This is a genomic window from Pseudomonas sp. H26/SER47-MNA-CIBAN-0231 (assembly GCF_040310465.1).
Lineage (GTDB): Bacteria > Pseudomonadota > Gammaproteobacteria > Pseudomonadales > Pseudomonadaceae > Aquipseudomonas > Aquipseudomonas atacamensis.
On the sequence record NZ_JBEOPW010000001.1, the window covers coordinates 59,232 to 78,200 of the forward strand.

Here is an 18,969-nt window from a genome sequence, read left to right on the forward strand (position 1 = left end):
TCATGGCCACTGCCGAAAACACCCAAGCTCAAGACAACACCCCGGACACCGGCAACCCGCGCAAACGCAAGGTGATGCTGCTGGCCCTCGCTGTGGTGGTCCTGCTCGCCATTGCCGGCGTCTGGGCCTATCACGAGTTCATCGGGCGCTTTAACGAAAGCACCGACGATGCCTACGTCAACGGCAACGTCGTGGAGATCACGCCGCTGGTCACCGGCACCGTGGTCAGCATCGGTGCCGACGACGGGGATTTGGTCCAGGAAGGCCAGGTGCTGGTCAACTTCGACCCCAACGATGCCGAAGTCGGCCTGCAAAGTGCCAAGGCGAAACTGGCGCGCACCGTGCGTCAGGTGCGCGGCCTGTATAGCAACGTCGACGGCATGAAAGCCCAGGTCAACGCGCAGCAGGCCGAAGTGCAGAAGGCCCAGGACAACTACAACCGGCGGAAAAATCTCGCCCAGGGCGGGGCGATTTCCCAGGAAGAGCTGTCCCACGCCCGCGACGACCTGACCTCGGCGCAGAACGCTCTGGCCAACGCCAAACAGCAACTGAAGACCACCAGCGCACTGGTCGACGACACCGTGGTCTCGTCGCATCCAGACGTAATGTCGGCGGCTGCCGATCTGCGTCAGGCCTACCTGACCAATGCGCGCAGCACCTTGATTGCGCCGGTCACCGGTTACGTCGCCAAGCGCACCGTGCAACTGGGTCAGCGCGTACAGCCGGGCACTGCGTTGATGGCGGTGATTCCGCTGGATCAGCTGTGGATCGACGCCAACTTCAAGGAAACCCAACTGCGTGACATGCGCATCGGCCAGCCAGTGGATATCGAGGCCGATATTTACGGCAGCGATGTGAAATACAGCGGCACCGTCGACAGCCTCGGCGCCGGTACCGGCAGCGCATTTGCCTTGCTGCCGGCACAGAACGCCACCGGTAACTGGATCAAGATCGTCCAGCGCGTGCCAGTGCGTATCCACATCAATGCCGAACAGCTGGCCAAGCACCCGCTGCGTGTCGGTCTGTCGACCAATGTCGAGGTCAATCTGCACGACCAGAGCGGCCCGGTGCTGGCCCAGCAACCGCCGCAGAAAGCCTCGTTCAGCACCAACGTCTACGAGCGCCAACTGGCCGAAGCGGACGCGATGATTGCCCAGTTGATTCACGACAACAGCGCAGCAGCAGGCAAGACCGCACAGCGCTGAGAGCACACCGGATCAGAAGCAGGCTCTGTGGTGAGGGGTTATCTGTGGCGAGGGGATTTATCTGTGGCGAGGGGATTTATCTGTGGCGAGGGGATTTATCCCCGCTGGACTGCGCAGCAGGCCCGTTTTTTCTGAGCCCAAAGCGGGGCCGCTTCGCGACCCAGCGGGGATAAATCCCCTCGCCACAGATAATCCCCTAGCCACAAGGGCCTGCTACCACAGGGCCGCCTGTGTTCATCAGGCCGCAGCGACCATCAGGTTTCATAGGATTCACAATGAGCAATAACGCTTCTTTCACGCCGCCCAGCCTGTTGCTCAGCACCATCGGCCTGTCGCTGGCGACGTTCATGCAAGTGCTCGACACGACCATCGCCAACGTGGCGTTGCCGACGATTTCCGGCAACCTCGGGGTGAGTTCGGAGCAGGGCACCTGGGTTATTACTTCGTTCGCCGTGAGCAACGCGATTGCGCTGCCGCTGACCGGTTGGCTCAGCCGCCGCTTCGGCGAGGTGAAGCTGTTTCTGTGGGCGACGATGCTGTTCGTGCTGGCGTCGTTTCTCTGCGGTATCTCGACTTCGATGCCTGAGCTGATCGGCTTTCGCGTGCTGCAAGGCTTGGTCGCCGGGCCGCTGTACCCGATGACGCAGACGCTGTTGATCGCGGTGTATCCGCCGGCGAAACGCGGGATGGCCCTGGCGCTGCTGGCGATGGTCACGGTGGTCGCGCCCATTGCAGGGCCGATTCTCGGCGGCTGGATCACCGACAGTTACAGCTGGCCTTGGATCTTCTTTATCAACGTGCCGATCGGCATCTTTGCGGTGATGGTGGTGCGTTCGCAACTGGCGAAACGGCCGGTGGTGACCAGTCGCCAGCCAATGGATTACGTCGGTCTGATCACCCTGATCATCGGTGTCGGCGCGTTGCAGGTGATCCTCGACAAGGGCAATGACCTGGACTGGTTCGAGTCGAATTTCATCATCGTCGGCGCGGCGATTTCCGTGGTCGCCCTGGCGGTGTTCGTGATCTGGGAAATGACCGACCGCCATCCGGTGGTCAACCTGCGCTTGTTCGCCCATCGCAACTTCCGCATCGGCACGCTCGTGCTGGTTTTGGGTTACGCAGGCTTCTTCGGCATCAACCTGATCCTGCCGCAGTGGCTGCAAACGCAAATGGGCTACACCGCGACCTGGGCGGGACTTGCCGTGGCGCCGATCGGGATTCTGCCGGTGCTGCTGTCGCCGTTTGTCGGCAAATACGCGCACAAGTTCGACCTGCGTCTGCTCGCCGGCATTGCGTTTTTGGCGATTGGCCTGAGCTGCTTCATGCGTGCCGAGTTCACCAACGAAGTCGACTTCCAGCACATCGCTCTGGTGCAGTTGTTCATGGGCATCGGCGTGGCGCTGTTCTTCATGCCGACCCTGAGCATTCTGATGTCGGACTTGCCGCCAAGCCAGATCGCTGACGGCGCAGGCCTGGCGACTTTCCTGCGGACACTGGGCGGCAGCTTCGCGGCGTCGCTGACCACCTGGATCTGGATTCGCCGGGCCGATCAGCATCATGCGTATATGAGCGAAAGCATCAGCACGTTTGAGCCTGCCACCCGCGAGACCTTGAATCAGTTGGGTGGGGCGAGCCAGTCGGCGTATGCGCAGATGGACCAGATCCTCACGAGCCAGGCGTACATGCTCTCCACCGTGGATTACTTCACGTTGCTGGGCTGGGGGTTCATGGGGTTGATTCTGATTGTATGGCTGGCGAAACCGCCGTTTGCCGCCAAGGCCGGGCCGGCAGCTTCGGGGCACTAGAATCAAGAGCCCCTCACCCTAACCCTCTCCCGGAGGGAGAGGGGACTGACCGCGGTGCATGTTCGAGGTACATCGACTTGCGATACCGAGTCGAACTCAGGTTTTGAACTGCATGCGATCAGCTCCCTTTCCCCCTCGCCCCCCTGGGGGAGAGGGCTGGGGTGAGGGGGTAAAGCTCTTCAGCCGTGCGGCAATGCCAGCGGCGGGGCGAAATCGAACGGCGCCAAGGCATACCCGCTCTCATCCACCTGCAACGCCCAACCCTGACGATCCCAATCCCCCAGCACAATCCGCTTCGCCGCCTGCTCACCAAGCTGCAACTTGTGAATTGCCGGGCGGTGGGTGTGGCCGTGAATCAGGGTTTTCACGCCGAATGCCTGCATCACTCGCGGAATCTCTTCCGGGGTGACATCGACGATGTCATTGGCCTTCATCCGCGTCTGTGCACGGCTTTCGCTGCGTAGCTTGCGCGCCAGTTTGTGGCGGCTGCTCAGCGGCAGATGGCGGAGGATGAACAGGGTGATCGGGTTGCGCAGGTAGCGGCGCAGCTTCATGTAGCCAACGTCGCGGGTGCACAGGCTGTCGCCGTGCATCAGCAGCACTGGCTCGCCGTAGAACTGCACGACACTCGGATCCTTCAGCAAGGTGCAGCCGGCCTGTTTGCAGAAGGCCTTGCCGAGCATGAAATCGCGATTGCCGTGCATCAGGAATATGGCCGTGCCGCTGTCGCTCAAATCGCGCAGGGCCTGGCAGATGGAACGCTGAAAGGGCGTCATGGCGTCGTCGCCAATCCACGCCTCGAAGAAGTCGCCGAGGATGTACAACGCACTCGCCGAGCGCGCGCGTCCGGCGAGCAAATCCAGAAACGCCCGGGTAATGTCCGGGCGCTCCTCTTCCAGATGCAAGTCTGAAATCAGCAATATCACGCTTCGATGATCTCGGCTTTCTCGATGATCACGTCGTCTGCTGGTACGTCCTGGTGGCCGGCCTTGGAAGTGGTGGCAACGCCTTCGATCTTGTCGACTACTTCAGTGCCTGCAACGACTTTACCGAACACGGCATAACCCCAGCCCTGAGCGGTCTTGGCGGTGTGGTTGAGGAAGCTGTTGTTGGTGGCATTGATGAAGAACTGCGCCGATGCCGAATGCGGGTCCATGGTGCGAGCCATGGCCAGGGTGTACTTCTCGTTCTTCAGGCCGTTGTCGGCTTCGTTCTTGATGCTCGGGCGCTTGTCTTTCTTTTCCTGCATGCCAGGCTGGAAACCGCCGCCCTGGATCATGAAACCCTTGATCACACGGTGGAAAACCACGTTCTCGTAGTGACCGGCCTTAACGTATTCGAGAAAGTTGTCAACGGTGATCGGCGCCTTTTCAGCGTTCAGTTCGATGACGATGTCGCCATGGTTGGTGGTCAGTTTGACTTGAGTCATGATCGCTACTCTTCTGAGGAATTCGTGGTTCTGGGACATTGAGCCCCACAACCGGTTCAGCCTGCTTCGGCCAAGGTGCGCAGTTTAGCGTGACAGGCGCGAATTTCGAGGCGGTTTTTCATTTCCCGGCGATTAAATGCGTGCCTTTATAAGAGCTGCTCTGTCAGGCCCTTGACAGCATCGGCTATGATAGCGGCTTTGTTTTGTCTGGCCCCTCTTTGCGGCCGCGCACCTGTACGTCAAGGATCCTATGAGCAAGCCCACTGTCGACCCTACCTCGAATGCCAAGTCCGGCCCTGCCGTGCCGGTCAACTTCCTGCGGCCGATCATCCAGGCAGACCTGGACTCGGGCAAGCACACCCAGATCGTGACTCGCTTCCCGCCGGAGCCCAACGGCTACCTGCACATCGGCCACGCCAAGTCGATCTGCGTCAACTTCGGCCTGGCCCAGGAGTTCGGTGGCGTCACGCACCTGCGTTTCGACGACACCAACCCGGCCAAGGAAGATCAGGAATACATCGACGCCATCGAAAGCGACGTCAAATGGCTGGGCTTCGAATGGTCCGGTGAAGTGCGCTACGCCTCGCAGTATTTCGACCAGTTGCACGACTGGGCCGTCGAGCTGATCAAGGCCGGCAAGGCCTACGTCGACGACTTGACCCCGGAGCAGGCCAAGGAATACCGTGGCAGCCTGACCGAGCCGGGCAAGAACAGCCCGTTCCGTGACCGTTCGGTTGAGGAAAACCTCGACCTGTTCGCGCGCATGAAAGCCGGTGAATTCCCCGACGGCGCGCGCGTGCTGCGGGCGAAGATCGACATGGCTTCGCCGAACATGAACCTGCGCGACCCGATCATGTATCGCATCCGCCACGCGCATCACCACCAGACCGGTGACAAGTGGTGCATCTATCCGAACTACGACTTCACCCATGGGCAGTCGGACGCCATCGAAGGCATCACCCATTCGATCTGCACCCTCGAGTTCGAAAGCCACCGTCCGCTGTACGAATGGTTCCTGGAGAACCTGCCGGTGCCGGCGAACCCGCGCCAGTACGAGTTCAGCCGTCTGAACCTGAACTACACGATCACCAGCAAGCGCAAGCTCAAGCAACTGGTTGACGAGAAGCACGTCAACGGCTGGGACGATCCGCGCATGTCCACGCTGTCGGGCTTCCGCCGCCGTGGCTACACGCCGAAATCGATCCGCAACTTCTGCGAAATGATCGGCACCAACCGTTCCGACGGCGTGGTCGATTTCGGCATGCTCGAGTTCAGCATCCGTGACGACCTCGACCACAGCGCACCGCGTGCCATGTGCGTGCTGCGTCCGCTGAAAGTGGTCATCACCAACTACCCGGAAGGCCAGGTCGAAAACCTCGAACTGCCACGCCACCCGAAAGAAGACATGGGCGTGCGCGCGCTGCCGTTTGCCCGGGAAATCTACATCGACCGTGAAGACTTCATGGAAGAGCCGCCGAAGGGCTACAAGCGCCTGGAACCGGCCGGTGAAGTGCGTCTGCGCGGCAGCTACGTGATCCGCGCCGACGAAGCGATCAAGGACGCCGACGGCAACATCGTCGAACTGCGTTGCTCGTACGACCCGGACACCCTCGGCAAGAACCCGGAAGGGCGCAAGGTCAAAGGCGTGATCCACTGGGTGCCGGCTGCCGCCAGCGTCGAGTGCGAAGTGCGTCTGTACGATCGCCTGTTCCGTTCGCCGAACCCGGAAAAGGCCGAAGACAGCGCCAGCTTCCTCGACAACATCAACCCTGACTCGCTGCAAGTGCTAACCGGTTGTCGCGCTGAGCCATCGCTCGGCAACGCCCAGCCGGAAGACCGTTTCCAGTTCGAGCGCGAAGGCTACTTCGTTGCGGATCTGAAGGACTCGAAACCCGGTCAGCCGGTATTCAACCGTACCGTGACCCTGCGTGATTCGTGGGGCCAGTGAGTGAGTCAAGGAACTAACGTGCTAACGATCTACAACACGCTCACCAAGAGCAAAGAAGTCTTCAAGCCGCTGGATGGCAACAAGGTGCGCATGTACGTCTGCGGGATGACCGTTTACGACTACTGCCACCTCGGCCACGGCCGCAGCATGGTCGCGTTCGACCTGGTGACGCGCTGGCTGCGCTTCAGCGGTTATGACCTGACCTACGTGCGCAACATCACCGACATCGACGACAAGATCATCAATCGCGCGCGCGAGAACGGTGAGTCGTTCGAAGCGCTGACCGAGCGCATGATCGCCGCGATGCACGAAGACGAAGCGCGCCTGAACATCCAGAAGCCGGACATGGAACCGCGCGCCACCGATCACATCGCCGGCATGCACGCGATGATCCAGACCCTGATCGACAAGGGCTACGCCTACGCGCCGGGCAATGGCGACGTGTACTACCGCGTCGCCAAGTTCATGGGCTACGGCAAGCTGTCGCGCAAGAAGATCGAAGATTTGCGCATCGGTGCGCGCATCGAGGTCGACGAGTCGAAACAAGACCCGCTCGATTTCGTTTTGTGGAAAGCCGCCAAGCCGGGCGAGCCGAGCTGGGAATCGCCATGGGGCGCCGGACGTCCGGGCTGGCACATCGAGTGCTCGGTGATGTCCACCTGCTGCCTCGGTGAGACCTTCGACATTCATGGCGGCGGCAGCGACCTGGAGTTCCCGCACCACGAAAACGAAATCGCCCAGAGCGAAGCGGCCACCGGCAAGACCTACGCCAACGCGTGGATGCATTGCGGCATGATTCGCATCAATGGCGAGAAGATGTCCAAGTCCTTGAACAACTTCTTCACCATCCGCGACGTGCTCGACAAGTACCACCCGGAAGTGGTGCGTTACCTGCTGGTATCGAGCCACTACCGCAGCGCGATCAACTACTCGGAAGACAACCTCAAGGACGCCAAGGGCGCACTGGAGCGTTTCTACCATGCGCTGAAAGGCCTGCCGAGCGTGGCGCCGGCAGGCGGTGAAGCGTTTGTCGAGCGTTTCACCACGGTGATGAACGACGACTTCGGCACCCCTGAAGCCTGCGCCGTGCTGTTCGAGATGGTGCGCGAGATCAATCGTCTGCGTGAGAGCGATCTCGATGCAGCGGCGGGGCTGGCGGCACGTCTGAAAGAACTGGCGAGTGTGCTGGGTGTGTTGCAGCTTGAGGCCGATGACTTCCTGCAGGCGGGCGCTGAAGGGCGGGTCGATGCGGCTGAAGTCGATGCACTGATTGCGGCGCGCCTGGCAGCTCGGGCGGCGAAAGACTGGGCCGAGTCGGACCGGATTCGTGATCAGCTGACGGCGATGGGTGTCGTGCTGGAAGATGGCAAGGGTGGGACCACGTGGCGTCTGGCTGACTGAGGCCCAAAGCCCCTACCATGATCGTTCCCACGCTCTGCGTGGGAATGCCTCAACGGACGCTCCGCGTTCGGCTCTGTAGGGACGCGGAGCGTCCCGGGCTGCGTTCCCACGCGGAGCGTGGGAACGATCGATCCCCTGTGGGAGCGAGCCTGCTCGCGAAGAGGCCCGTCCAGACAACTTGTCATTCAGCCTGCCGCAACCTCTTGTACAGCGTATTCCGGCTAACCCCCAAGCGCCGCGCCAGATGCGAGATATTCCCCCCGGCCGCCTTCAACTCGCGATTCAACGCCTCAACATCATTCAAATCCAGCCCCAGCGGCGCCGCTGTTTCCACCGGTTCCATCTCCAGGTCGACAAAAAAATCATCCGGCAAATGCTCAGGCCGCACTGGTTGTTCCTCGGCCATGGCCAGTGCCACCTGCATCACGCTGCTGACCTGACGCAAATTCCCCGGCCACGGGTGCTTTTCAAACAGCTCCAACACCTCCGGGCTCAGCCCCGCCCATTGCGTCGGCTCGCGATGTTGCTCCCACAGCCGTTTGAACAGCGCCTGCTTGTCACTGCGTTCGCGTAAAGGCGGCAGCTCCAGAGTCAGGCCGCCGATGCGGTAGTACAAATCCTCGCGAAAGCGGCCCAGTTGTACCTGCTCGCGCAACGATCGGTTGGTCGCGGAAATGATCCGCAGATCTACCGGAAACAACTCGCTGCTGCCCACCGGCTGCACGCAGCGCTCCTGCAACACGCGCAACAAACGCGCCTGAGTTGGCAGCGGCATGTCACCGATCTCGTCGAGAAACAGCGTGCCTTTGTCGGCCTTGCGGATCAGGCCGATGCTGCCTTTCTGGTTGGCCCCGGTGAACGCGCCTTTCTCGTAACCGAACAACTCGGACTCGACCAGTTCAGCGGGGATCGCTGCGCAGTTCACTGCGATGAACGCCTGTTTTTGCCGGGAACTGGCCTGGTGCAAGGCTTTGACGAAGACTTCCTTGCCGACGCCGGTCTCACCGTGAATCAGTAATGGAATGTCTTTCTCCAGCAAGCGCTCGGCCTGGCGCACGGCTTTTTCCACACGGCTGTCGCCGAAATGCAGCGTATTGAGGCTGATCCCACTGGCTGGCGCAGGCTTGTCCTCGGCGACAAACACCCGCGCTTGCACCGGTGCCTGTTTCGGCCGTTTCAGCAAACACTGGAAACGGTTGCGTCCAGAGGTCTGCAAGGCAAACGGCAGACCCTCGGGCTGATTGATCAACTCCAGCAGCGACACCTTGAACAGGCTTTCGACACTCACCCGCGACAGACGCACACCGAGCAGATTGTCGGCGCGGCGATTGGCCGACAGCACCTGTCCGCTCTCATCGAAAATCAACAACCCGGCCCACTGGCTGTCGAGGTTGTTCAACCCGGTGTTGAAGGTCAGTTGAAAGTGCTGGCCATGGAACAGGTTGAGGATCAGCCGGTTCTCCACGGTCTGGCTCATCATCTTGACCATACCGAGGGTGTGCGAGGGCGGCAGATAGCTGTCGCTGGAGACATCGAGCACGGCGATGACTTTGCGCTCGGCGTCGAAAATCGGCGCGGCAGAGCCGGTCATGAAGCGGTTGGCCTTGAGGAAATGTTCGTCGTGTTCGATGTGCACCGCCTGCTCACAGGCCAGTGCGGTGCCGATCGCGTTGGTACCGCTGCTGCGCTCCATCCAGCTCGCCCCGGCCTGAAAGCCCCGGGCCAGATTCGGTTCGATAAAGCGCTGTGTGCCCCATGAGGTCAGCACCTGGCCCTGATTGTCGGCGAGCATGATCAGGCAGTTGGAATTGCTGAGGATGTTTTCGTAGTAGGGCAGGACTTCCTGATGCGTGGTCTGCACCAGCGAGTGATGGCTGTCGAGCAACCGCGCAATGCCGGCGGCGGGCAATTGATCGAAGGCCGGGGCGCTCTGGTGGTCGAGGCCGAACGCGCGGCAACGTTGCCAGGAGGTCTGGACGATCGCGTCGTGGGACAGCGGCGAAGCAGGTGCGGCCATGGGGGCGAGCCTCTGAGTGCAGCGATTTTATTATTGTTATGAACCCGATCTTCAAAACTACACAAATCCCCCTGTGGGAGCGAGCCTGCTCGCGAAAGCGTCGGTTCAGTCAATGCATTCATTGAATGACACACCGCTTTCGCGAGCAGGCTCGCTCCCACAGGGGATCCAATTTGCATTCAGGATTGGGCAAAAGCGTGCATAGAGTGTTGTTCACTATTGTTCATTGTCAATCACTCCGACTGTTCAAAAGTGTTCAGCTGTGAACGCTGCTTGCCCCCGTAAACACTGCTTCTCAAGACAAATCAAGCACTTGCCATTTCTGGCACGAATGTCGCTCTGTTGCTCCGGTCGCTTGACTCCAAAAATAACAAAGGCCGAGCCATGTCACTCACCCTGGAGCACGTCAGCCGTACCGTCGAGGGCCAGATCTGGATCGACGATGCGTGCCTGAAATTCGAACCCGGATCCTTCAACGTTCTGCTCGGGCGCACCCTGTCCGGCAAGACCAGCCTCATGCGCCTGATGGCCGGCCTCGACAAGCCCGACAGCGGCCGAGTGCTGATGAACGGCGTCGACGTTACCCAGCGCCCGGTGCGGCTGCGCAACGTGTCGATGGTCTATCAGCAGTTCATCAATTACCCGACCATGACCGTGTTCGAGAACATCGCCTCGCCACTGCGTCAGGCCGGCATCTCGAAAGAGATCATCCACAGCAAGGTGCAGGAAACCGCACGCATGCTGCGCATCGAGAAGTTCTTGCAGCGCTATCCGCTGGAGCTGTCCGGTGGGCAGCAACAGCGCACGGCCATGGCCCGCGCGCTGGTCAAGGATGCTGAACTGATCCTCTTCGACGAGCCGCTGGTCAACCTCGACTACAAGCTGCGCGAAGAGCTGCGTCAGGAAATGCGCGAGCTGTTCAAGGCCCGCCACACCATCGCCATCTACGCCACCACCGAACCCAACGAAGCGCTGGCGCTCGGCGGCACCACGACCATTCTTCACGAAGGCCGGGTGATTCAGAGCGGGCCGTCGACCGAGGTCTATCACCAACCGCAATCGGTGCTCGCCGCTGAATTGTTCTCCGAGCCGCCGATCAACCTCATGCCGGGACGCATTGCCGGCAACGAAGTCAGCTTCGCCAACTTCGTACACTTCCCGCTGAACGTCGATCTGCGCCCGGTGGGCGAGGGCGAGTTCCGCTTCGGTGTACGCCCGAGCCATATCTCGCTGGTGCCGAGCAACGATGACGACCTCGAACTGGCGGTGACCGTCGAGGTCGCCGAAATCAGCGGCTCGGAAACCTTCCTGCATGTGCGCAACGAGCACTTTCTGTTGGTGCTGCACTTGCCCGGGGTTCACGAATACGACGTCGATGCGCCGATCCGCATCTATATCCCGACCCACAAACTGTTCGTTTTCGATGCGCAGGGCCGTCTGGTGCAAGCACCGGGCCGGCGTGTCGCGAGGGTTGCCTGATGGCCGAAATCCGTTTGCAGCACCTCGCCCACAGCTACAGCAAAACCCCGAGCGGCGCGGAGGATTACGCGATCCGCGAGATGGATCACGTCTGGGAGCAGGGTGGCGCCTACGCCTTGCTCGGCCCGTCCGGTTGCGGCAAGTCGACCTTGCTCAACATCATTTCCGGCCTGCTCAGCCCGTCCCAGGGCCACGTGTTGTTTGACGGCAAAGCGGTCAACGACCTCACGCCGGAGAAGCGCAACATCGCCCAGGTTTTCCAGTTTCCGGTGGTCTACGACACCATGACCGTGTTCGACAACCTCGCTTTCCCGCTGCGTAATCAGGGCATGGCCGAGGCGAAAGTGCACAGCAAGGTGCAGGAAATTGCCGAAGTGCTCGATCTGCAGAATCTGCTGAGCAAGAAAGCGCGCAATCTCACCGCCGACGAAAAGCAGAAAGTCTCCATGGGCCGTGGCCTGGTGCGCGATGACGTCTCGGCAATCCTCTTCGATGAGCCGCTGACGGTGATCGACCCGCACTTGAAGTGGAAACTGCGGCGCAAGCTCAAGCAGATCCACGAGCAGTTCAACATCACCATGGTCTACGTCACCCACGATCAGCTCGAAGCCTCGACCTTCGCCGACAAGATTGCGGTGATGTACGGCGGCCAGATCGTCCAGTTCGGCACGCCACGGGAATTGTTCGAGCGGCCGAGCCACACCTTTGTCGGCTATTTCATCGGCAGCCCGGGGATGAATCTGATCGAGGTGCAGCCGCAGCCCGGTGGTGTCGGTTTCGCCTCGACGCACCTGCCGCTGTCCGACGCCTTGCAGCGCCATATCGAGCACGGCCAGTGGAAAAATCTCAAGGTCGGCATCCGCCCCGAATTCATTCATGTGTGGGACGAGCCGTTTGACGACGCGATGCAGGCCGAAGTCGTACACGTCGAAGACCTCGGCACCTACAAGATCATGACCCTCAACCTCGACGGCGCACCGTTGAAGGTGCGTCTGGCTGAAGACAAACCGGTGCCTCAGGGCACGGCTTACATCAGCTTCCCGGCGCAATGGCTGATGGTCTATGCCGACGAATTTCTCCTGGAAGTCAGCGACGAGGAGGCGCAGCCATGAACAAAGTGCAGAACAACAAGGCCTGGTGGCTGGTGTTGCCGGTGTTCCTGCTGGTGGCGTTCAGTGCGGTGATCCCGATGATGACCGTGGTCAACTATTCGGTGCAGGACATCTTCGACCAGTCCAGCCGCTACTTCGTCGGCGCTGACTGGTACAAGCAAGTGCTGCTTGATCCGCGTCTGCACGACTCGCTGCTGCGCCAGTTCATCTATTCAGCCTGCGTGCTGCTGATTGAAATCCCGCTGGGTATCGCCGTCGCGCTGACCATGCCGACCAAGGGCCGCTGGTCCTCGGTGGTGCTGATCATTCTGGCGATACCGCTGCTGATTCCGTGGAACGTGGTCGGCACCATCTGGCAGATCTTCGGCCGCGCCGACATCGGCCTGCTCGGTTCCAGCCTCAACGCGATGGGCATCAGCTACAACTACGCGGCCAACACCATGGACGCCTGGGTGACGGTGCTGGTGATGGACGTCTGGCACTGGACTTCGCTCGTCGCGCTGCTGTGTTTCTCCGGCCTGCGGGCGATTCCCGACGTCTATTACCAGGCCGCGCGGATCGATCGCGCCTCGGCCTGGGCGGTGTTCCGCCACATTCAGTTGCCCAAGCTGAAAAGCGTGCTGCTGATCGCGGTGATGCTGCGCTTCATGGACAGTTTCATGATCTACACCGAGCCGTTCGTGCTCACCGGCGGCGGGCCGGGCAATGCCACGACCTTCTTGAGTCAGACGTTGACGCAGATGGCCGTAGGGCAATTCGACCTCGGTCCGGCAGCGGCGTTTTCGCTGGTGTACTTCCTGATCATCCTGTTGGTGTCGTGGCTGTTCTATACCGCCATGACGCACTCCGACGCCAACCGCTGAGGCCCGGCCATGAGCAAGAAAAAGCTTATTCCGTTGCTGGTCTACATCCTGTTCCTGCTGGTGCCGATCTACTGGCTGCTGAACATGTCGTTCAAGAGCAACACCGAAATCCTCGGCGGGCTGACGCTTTTCCCACAGGACTTCACGCTGGCGAACTACAAGGTGATCTTCACTGATCCGAGCTGGTACACCGGCTACTTGAACTCGCTGTATTACGTCAGCCTCAACACGGTGATTTCCCTGAGCGTGGCGTTACCGGCGGCTTACGCGTTTTCACGCTATCGTTTCCTCGGCGACAAGCACCTGTTCTTCTGGTTGCTGACCAACCGCATGGCGCCGCCGGCGGTGTTCTTGCTGCCGTTCTTTCAGTTGTATTCGTCGATCGGCTTGTTCGACACGCATATCGCCGTGGCTTTGGCGCACTGCCTGTTCAACGTGCCGCTGGCGGTGTGGATTCTCGAAGGTTTCATGTCTGGCGTGCCCAAGGAGATCGACGAAACGGCCTATATCGACGGCTACAGTTTCCCCAAGTTTTTCGTGAAGATTTTCATCCCGTTGATCGGTTCCGGTATCGGCGTCACGGCGTTTTTCTGCTTCATGTTTTCCTGGGTCGAGCTGCTGCTGGCGCGCACGCTGACCTCGGTCAACGCCAAACCGATTGCGGCGGTGATGACGCGCACCGTGTCGGCGTCGGGGATCGATTGGGGCGTGCTGGCAGCGGCGGGGGTGTTGACCATCCTGCCGGGCATGCTGGTGATCTGGTTTGTACGCAACCACGTGGCCAAGGGCTTTGCCCTCGGTCGGGTATGAGGAGCTGATGATGGAATGGATGAGCTGGACGACACCGACCGCCGCGTTCTTCATCGGCATCGGTCTGATTCTGGTGGGCATGACCACCTGGGAATTGCGCTCGCCGAGCATTCTGCGGCGCGGGTTTCTGCCGATTGCCACCACCCGTGGCGATCGCTTGTTTATCGGTCTTCTCGGCAGCGCCTACCTGCATTTGCTGGTAATCGGCGTCACCGACTGGAGCATCTGGGTGGCGTCCGCGTTGTCCCTGGTGTGGCTGTTGGCTGTGATGCGTTGGGGCTAGTCGAATCGTTCGGCAACGCGGCTCCACAACTTAAACAGGAGGTCTCTATGTTCGATAAAAACAATAAGCTGCGACATAGCATTTCATTGGCAGCCATGCTGGCACTCAGCGGTTTGAGCGCATCTGCCTGGGCCGACGCCTACGAAGATGCTGCAAAAAAATGGATCGGCAGCGAGTTCAAGCCCTCGACCCTGACGGCCGAACAGCAGCTTGAAGAACTGAAGTGGTTCATCAAGGCCGCCGAGCCGTTTCGCGGCATGGACATCAAGGTGGTTTCGGAAACCCTGACCACCCACGAATACGAGTCCAAAGTGCTGGCCAAGGCCTTCAGCGAAATCACCGGGATCAAACTTACCCACGACCTGCTGCAGGAAGGCGACGTGGTCGAGAAAATGCAGACGGTGATGCAGTCGGACAAGAACATCTACGACGGCTGGGTCAACGACTCTGACCTGATCGGCACGCACTTTCGCTACGGCAAGACCGAATCGATCACCGACCTGATGGCCAACGAGGGCAAGAACTTCACCTCGCCAACCCTCGACATCAAGGACTTCATCGGCATTTCTTTCACTACTGCGCCGGACGGCAAGATCTATCAGCTGCCCGACCAGCAATTCGCCAACCTGTACTGGTTCCGTGCCGACTGGTTCGAACGCGCCGATCTGAAAGCCAAGTTCAAGGAGAAGTACGGTTACGAGTTGGGCGTGCCAGTGAACTGGTCGGCCTATGAAGACATCGCCAAATTCTTCAGCGAAGACGTCAAGGAAATCGACGGCAAACGCGTCTACGGCCACATGGATTACGGCAAAAAAGACCCGTCGCTGGGCTGGCGCTTCACCGACGCCTGGTTCTCCATGGCCGGTGGCGGTGACAAGGGACTGCCCAACGGTTTGCCGGTGGACGAGTGGGGCATCCGCGTCGAGGACTGTCATCCCGTCGGTTCAAGCGTGACCCGCGGCGGCGACACCAACGGCCCGGCGGCCGTGTTTGCCACCACCAAATACGTCGACTGGCTGAAGAAATACGCGCCACCGGAAGCGGCCGGCATGACTTTCTCCGAGTCCGGCCCGGTGCCGTCGCAGGGCAACATTGCCCAGCAGATCTTCTGGTACACCGCGTTCACCGCCGACATGACCAAACCCGGCCTGCCGGTGGTCAACGCCGACGGCACGCCGAAATGGCGCATGGCGCCGTCGCCTAAAGGCCCGTATTGGGAAGAAGGCATGAAGCTCGGCTATCAGGATGTGGGGTCGTGGACGTTCATGAAATCCACGCCTGAGAAACAGAAACTCGCGGCGTGGCTGTACGCGCAGTTCGTCACGTCGAAAACTGTTTCGCTGAAGAAAACCATCGTCGGTCTGACACCTATTCGCGAGTCGGACATCAACTCGCAGGCCATGACCGATCTGGCGCCGAAACTCGGTGGTCTGGTCGAGTTCTATCGCAGCCCGGCCCGTGTGCAATGGTCGCCGACCGGCACCAACGTGCCCGACTATCCACGTCTCGCTCAGCTGTGGTGGAGCCATATCGCCGAAGCCGCCAGCGGCGAGAAAACACCGCAACAAGCGCTCGATGGCCTGGCCAAGGATCAGGACCGCATCATGGAACGCCTCGAACGCTCCAAGGCCCAGGCCACTTGCGCACCAAAAATGAACCCGGAACGCGATGCGCAATACTGGTTCGATCAACCGGGCGCACCGAAGCCGAAACTGGCCAACGAGAAGCCGAAGGGCGAAACCGTGAGCTATAGCGAACTGCTGAAATCCTGGGCGGATGCGCGCAAGTGATGTTGGAAATGTGAGAAGCGAACGGCACCGGAAGGTGCCGTTTTCTTTGCTGCCTGATCTGCGGCTTTCGCGAGCAGGCTCGCTCTCACAGGACCTAAGGTGTCATCGGATGTTTTGAGCAGACCTATCCATTGTGTGAGCGAGCCTGCTCGCGAAAGCGATGTGCAAAACACAATGATGTCGACTGACTTGCCACCGCTGGGTCAGACCAGAACGGCCAGATCGGTGTACTGAGCCACCAAAGGATCAGCCGTGAGCAGCTTCATCGGCTCGGTCATTGCTGTGGCCACAATAATGCGGTCAAACGGATCCCGGTGATGGTGTTCAAGATCTTTCACCGCAATCGCGTGTTCTGCGCTCACTGGCAATTCAATAAACCCGCTATCAATGCAATATTGACGGATTTCTTCTAGGTCGACATTCAGCTTTCCAAGTCCGACCTTGATCGCCATTTCCCAGAATGTTGCCGCGCTCACGTAGATATCAGCTGCATTTTCAATGATTTTTCTGGCTTTGGTGGTCAGTCTGGCATCATCACTTAGCGTCCAGAGCAGAATATGCGTGTCAAGCAGAAGCCTCATGCCTGCGTGCCTTCAAATGCATCCAATATTTCGTCGGAAAGAGGTGAGTCGAAATCTTGGGGCAATACGAGTTTGCCCTTCATCGCGCCAATGCGCTGTGCGCTGGATCTCCCTATCGGAACAAGACGAGCCATCGCCCGCCCATGCTTGGCAATCGTGATGACTTGGCCAGCAGCGGCATCATCGACGAGTTTCGATAAATTGTTTTTGGCCTCAGCCAGCGGAACGATGATCATCAGCTCACCTCTGTATTCTGGATAAATATAGCCAGAATATTTCAGCGCTGCAAAGTCGCGCCAATGCTCCGTGCAGCCAAGCGTCCTATCCGTCGACCTGCGCTGATAGTGCAGTTGCGCAACATTGCATTGTCGCTGGGCAGCCAAAGCATCGACACCCTCCATCAACTCACAAAAGATATCTCGTTTCATTACCCGCCTCGATTCAATATCTACCTGCCAGGGCAGCTACCTTAGAACTGTTCTCCGGGGTTGGCTGTAGGACGAAACGGAGCTTAAGGAGAGAGCTTTCGGAGTTTGTATAAGGATGCAAGTGGGCCGGTAAAATATCGTACAAAACGCTTTCATGCTGTATCCAGAACCCAGGCAGTACACGAGACTGCAGGAGCGATGCACCCTGATGCTATGAGCCACACACACACACCTGTGGGAGCGGGCTTGCCCGCGATGACGCTTGCACAAACGCAGGCGATATCGACTTCTGCTACAAACAAAAAACGGCACGCGAAGGTGCCGTTTTCATTTCCAGCCAGATCAGCCGAGCAATCAGCCCGCCAGACCCGCCTGTTGTACCAGCACCAGCAATGGCTGCGGGTATACGCCCAGGAAGAATGCGACCAGGGCGATGGCCAGCAGCATCACGCCGCCTGCCTTCTGTTCCCAGTGCAGCTGGGCGTCGTGGCGACGCAGGTTTGGCTCGATCAGGTACAGGGTGACCATCACGCGCAGGTAGTAGAAAACGCCGACGGCGCTGCCCAGTACCAGTGCGCCGACCAGCCACCACTGACGCGTTTCGACGCCGCTGGCGATGATGTAGAACTTGCCGATGAAGCCGGCGGTCAGCGGGATGCCGGCCAGGGACAGCATCATCACGGTCAGCACGGCGGTCAGGTACGGACGGCGCCAGAACAGGCCGCGGTACTCGTACAGCGCGTCAGCGTCGCGGCCGTTGTACGGCGACGACATCAGGGTGATCACGCCGAACGCGCCGAGGCTGGTGATGACATAAGTCACCAGATAGACGCCGATGGCTTCCACCGCCAGACCCTTGCTCGCCACCAGCGCGATCAGCAGATAGCCGAAGTGCGCAATCGACGAGTAACCGAGCAGACGCTTGAGGTTGCTCTGGGTCAGGGCCAGCAGGTTACCGAACAGGATCGAGGCGACCGCGATAACGCTGAGCACGTCGCTCAGCACACCACTGCTGGCAGCAGGGGAGAGCTGGAACAGACGCACCATCACCGCAAACACTGCGACCTTCGAAGCGGTAGCGAGGAACGCCGCCACCGGTGCCGGTGCACCTTCGTAGACGTCCGGCGTCCACAGGTGGAACGGTACCAGCGACAGCTTGAACGCCAGACCGATGAGCATCATGCCCAGGCCCAGTTGCGCCAGCGGGCTTGGCAGGCCAGTCGCGGCCAGGGCCTGACCGATGCCGACGAAGCTCAGCGAACCGGCGTCGGCGTAGAGCAGCGCCATACCGAACAGCAGGAACGCGGAACCGGCGGCCGACAGCACCATGTACTTGATACCGGCTTCCAGCGAACGCTTGTTGAAGAAGGCGTAAGCCACCAGACCGTAGACCGGTACCGAGAGCAGTTCCAGACCGATAAACAACCCGGCCAGGTGCTGCGCGCTGACCAGAACCAGACCACCGGCGGCGGCCATCAGGATCAGCAGATACAGTTCTTCGCGATTGCCTGGGTAACCCGAACCGCCATCACCGAGATAGGCGTGGGCGAGGGTGACGCAGGCGAGGGTGGCGACCAGGATCATCGCCATGTACAGGCAGGCGAAGGCATCGATCTGCAGCAACGGAGTTACGGCCAGAGGCGCAACTTTCAGAGCCGGCAGGATCGACAGCAGGGCCAGGTTCAGACCCGCCACCGAAATCAGGAAGGTCTGCGAGTGGTTGCGGCGCCAGGCGATTGCCAGCATCACCACGATAATGGTGAGGCTGGTGATCAACAGTGGCGCAAGCGCAATAAAGTGTTGAATCGTGAATTCCAT

General features: G+C 60.0%; 16 protein-coding genes. 10 read left to right on the forward strand and 6 right to left on the reverse strand.

The features are described 5' to 3' along the window. The first annotated feature begins 2 nt into the window (after window positions 1-2). Entirely contained in the window at window positions 3-1,205 is a 1,203-nt protein-coding gene (locus tag AAEZ10_RS00250) for an HlyD family secretion protein (RefSeq protein WP_071172914.1), read from the forward strand. Between the two features lie 275 nt (window positions 1,206-1,480). Further along, the gene (locus AAEZ10_RS00255; RefSeq protein ID WP_024013426.1) at window positions 1,481-3,010 is read left to right on the forward strand and encodes a DHA2 family efflux MFS transporter permease subunit; all 1,530 of its coding nucleotides are present in this window, start codon (window positions 1,481-1,483) and stop codon (window positions 3,008-3,010) included. A gap of 179 nt (window positions 3,011-3,189) precedes the next feature. Here AAEZ10_RS00255 and lpxH read toward each other — a convergent pair whose 3' ends face one another. Together lpxH and AAEZ10_RS00265 are read right to left on the reverse strand one after the other, a co-directional pair. Further along, complete coding sequence (gene lpxH, locus AAEZ10_RS00260; RefSeq protein ID WP_016775296.1) at window positions 3,190-3,936, reverse strand: UDP-2,3-diacylglucosamine diphosphatase; 747 nt, start codon at window positions 3,934-3,936, stop codon at window positions 3,190-3,192. Next, on the reverse strand, window positions 3,933-4,439 hold the full coding sequence (locus AAEZ10_RS00265; protein WP_073471311.1) for a peptidylprolyl isomerase: 507 nt from the start codon (window positions 4,437-4,439) through the stop codon (window positions 3,933-3,935). The genes lpxH and AAEZ10_RS00265 overlap by 4 nt, the downstream gene beginning before the upstream one ends. A 250-nt stretch (window positions 4,440-4,689) precedes the next feature. Between AAEZ10_RS00265 and AAEZ10_RS00270 the strand changes: the two genes are divergently transcribed. Next, entirely contained in the window at window positions 4,690-6,387 is a 1,698-nt protein-coding gene (locus AAEZ10_RS00270; RefSeq protein WP_024013424.1) for a glutamine--tRNA ligase/YqeY domain fusion protein, read from the forward strand. Between the two features lie 18 nt (window positions 6,388-6,405). Next, on the forward strand, window positions 6,406-7,788 hold the full coding sequence (gene cysS / locus AAEZ10_RS00275) for a cysteine--tRNA ligase (RefSeq protein WP_073471310.1): 1,383 nt from the start codon (window positions 6,406-6,408) through the stop codon (window positions 7,786-7,788). A gap of 181 nt (window positions 7,789-7,969) precedes the next feature. Here cysS and AAEZ10_RS00280 read toward each other — a convergent pair whose 3' ends face one another. Next, a complete protein-coding gene (locus tag AAEZ10_RS00280; protein ID WP_073471309.1) occupies window positions 7,970-9,805 on the reverse strand; it encodes a sigma-54-dependent Fis family transcriptional regulator in 1,836 nt (611 codons plus the stop codon). Between the two features lie 384 nt (window positions 9,806-10,189). Here AAEZ10_RS00280 and AAEZ10_RS00285 point away from each other — a divergent pair, with 384 nt between their 5' ends. From AAEZ10_RS00285 to AAEZ10_RS00310, 6 genes are read left to right on the forward strand one after another with little or no spacing between them, the layout of a single operon-like run. Continuing rightward, the gene (locus AAEZ10_RS00285; RefSeq protein WP_016775291.1) at window positions 10,190-11,284 is read left to right on the forward strand and encodes an ABC transporter ATP-binding protein; all 1,095 of its coding nucleotides are present in this window, start codon (window positions 10,190-10,192) and stop codon (window positions 11,282-11,284) included. Then, on the forward strand, window positions 11,284-12,396 hold the full coding sequence (locus tag AAEZ10_RS00290; protein WP_073471307.1) for an ABC transporter ATP-binding protein: 1,113 nt from the start codon (window positions 11,284-11,286) through the stop codon (window positions 12,394-12,396). Before AAEZ10_RS00285 ends, AAEZ10_RS00290 begins: the two co-directional genes overlap by 1 nt. After that, window positions 12,393-13,259, forward strand: coding sequence for a carbohydrate ABC transporter permease (locus tag AAEZ10_RS00295; protein ID WP_007912484.1), 867 nt, complete (start codon window positions 12,393-12,395; stop codon window positions 13,257-13,259). Before AAEZ10_RS00290 ends, AAEZ10_RS00295 begins: the two co-directional genes overlap by 4 nt. Window positions 13,260-13,268: 9 nt before the next feature. Next, a complete protein-coding gene (locus tag AAEZ10_RS00300) occupies window positions 13,269-14,069 on the forward strand; it encodes a carbohydrate ABC transporter permease (protein ID WP_024013421.1) in 801 nt (266 codons plus the stop codon). Window positions 14,070-14,079: 10 nt separating this feature from the next. Further along, the gene (locus AAEZ10_RS00305; RefSeq protein WP_038861868.1) at window positions 14,080-14,352 is read left to right on the forward strand and encodes a DUF2160 domain-containing protein; all 273 of its coding nucleotides are present in this window, start codon (window positions 14,080-14,082) and stop codon (window positions 14,350-14,352) included. Between the two features lie 47 nt (window positions 14,353-14,399). Next, complete coding sequence (locus tag AAEZ10_RS00310) at window positions 14,400-16,142, forward strand: ABC transporter substrate-binding protein (RefSeq protein WP_016775286.1); 1,743 nt, start codon at window positions 14,400-14,402, stop codon at window positions 16,140-16,142. A 203-nt stretch (window positions 16,143-16,345) separates the two neighbouring features. Here AAEZ10_RS00310 and AAEZ10_RS00315 read toward each other — a convergent pair whose 3' ends face one another. From AAEZ10_RS00315 to nuoN, 3 genes are all read right to left on the reverse strand, one after another. Next, a complete protein-coding gene (locus AAEZ10_RS00315; RefSeq protein ID WP_110645494.1) occupies window positions 16,346-16,723 on the reverse strand; it encodes a type II toxin-antitoxin system VapC family toxin in 378 nt (125 codons plus the stop codon). Next, window positions 16,720-17,151, reverse strand: a complete 432-nt coding sequence (locus AAEZ10_RS00320; protein ID WP_163032913.1) for a type II toxin-antitoxin system Phd/YefM family antitoxin — start codon at window positions 17,149-17,151, stop codon at window positions 16,720-16,722. The genes AAEZ10_RS00315 and AAEZ10_RS00320 overlap by 4 nt, the downstream gene beginning before the upstream one ends. Window positions 17,152-17,505: 354 nt before the next feature. Beyond that, the gene (gene nuoN, locus AAEZ10_RS00325) at window positions 17,506-18,969 is read right to left on the reverse strand and encodes an NADH-quinone oxidoreductase subunit NuoN (protein ID WP_350566885.1); all 1,464 of its coding nucleotides are present in this window, start codon (window positions 18,967-18,969) and stop codon (window positions 17,506-17,508) included.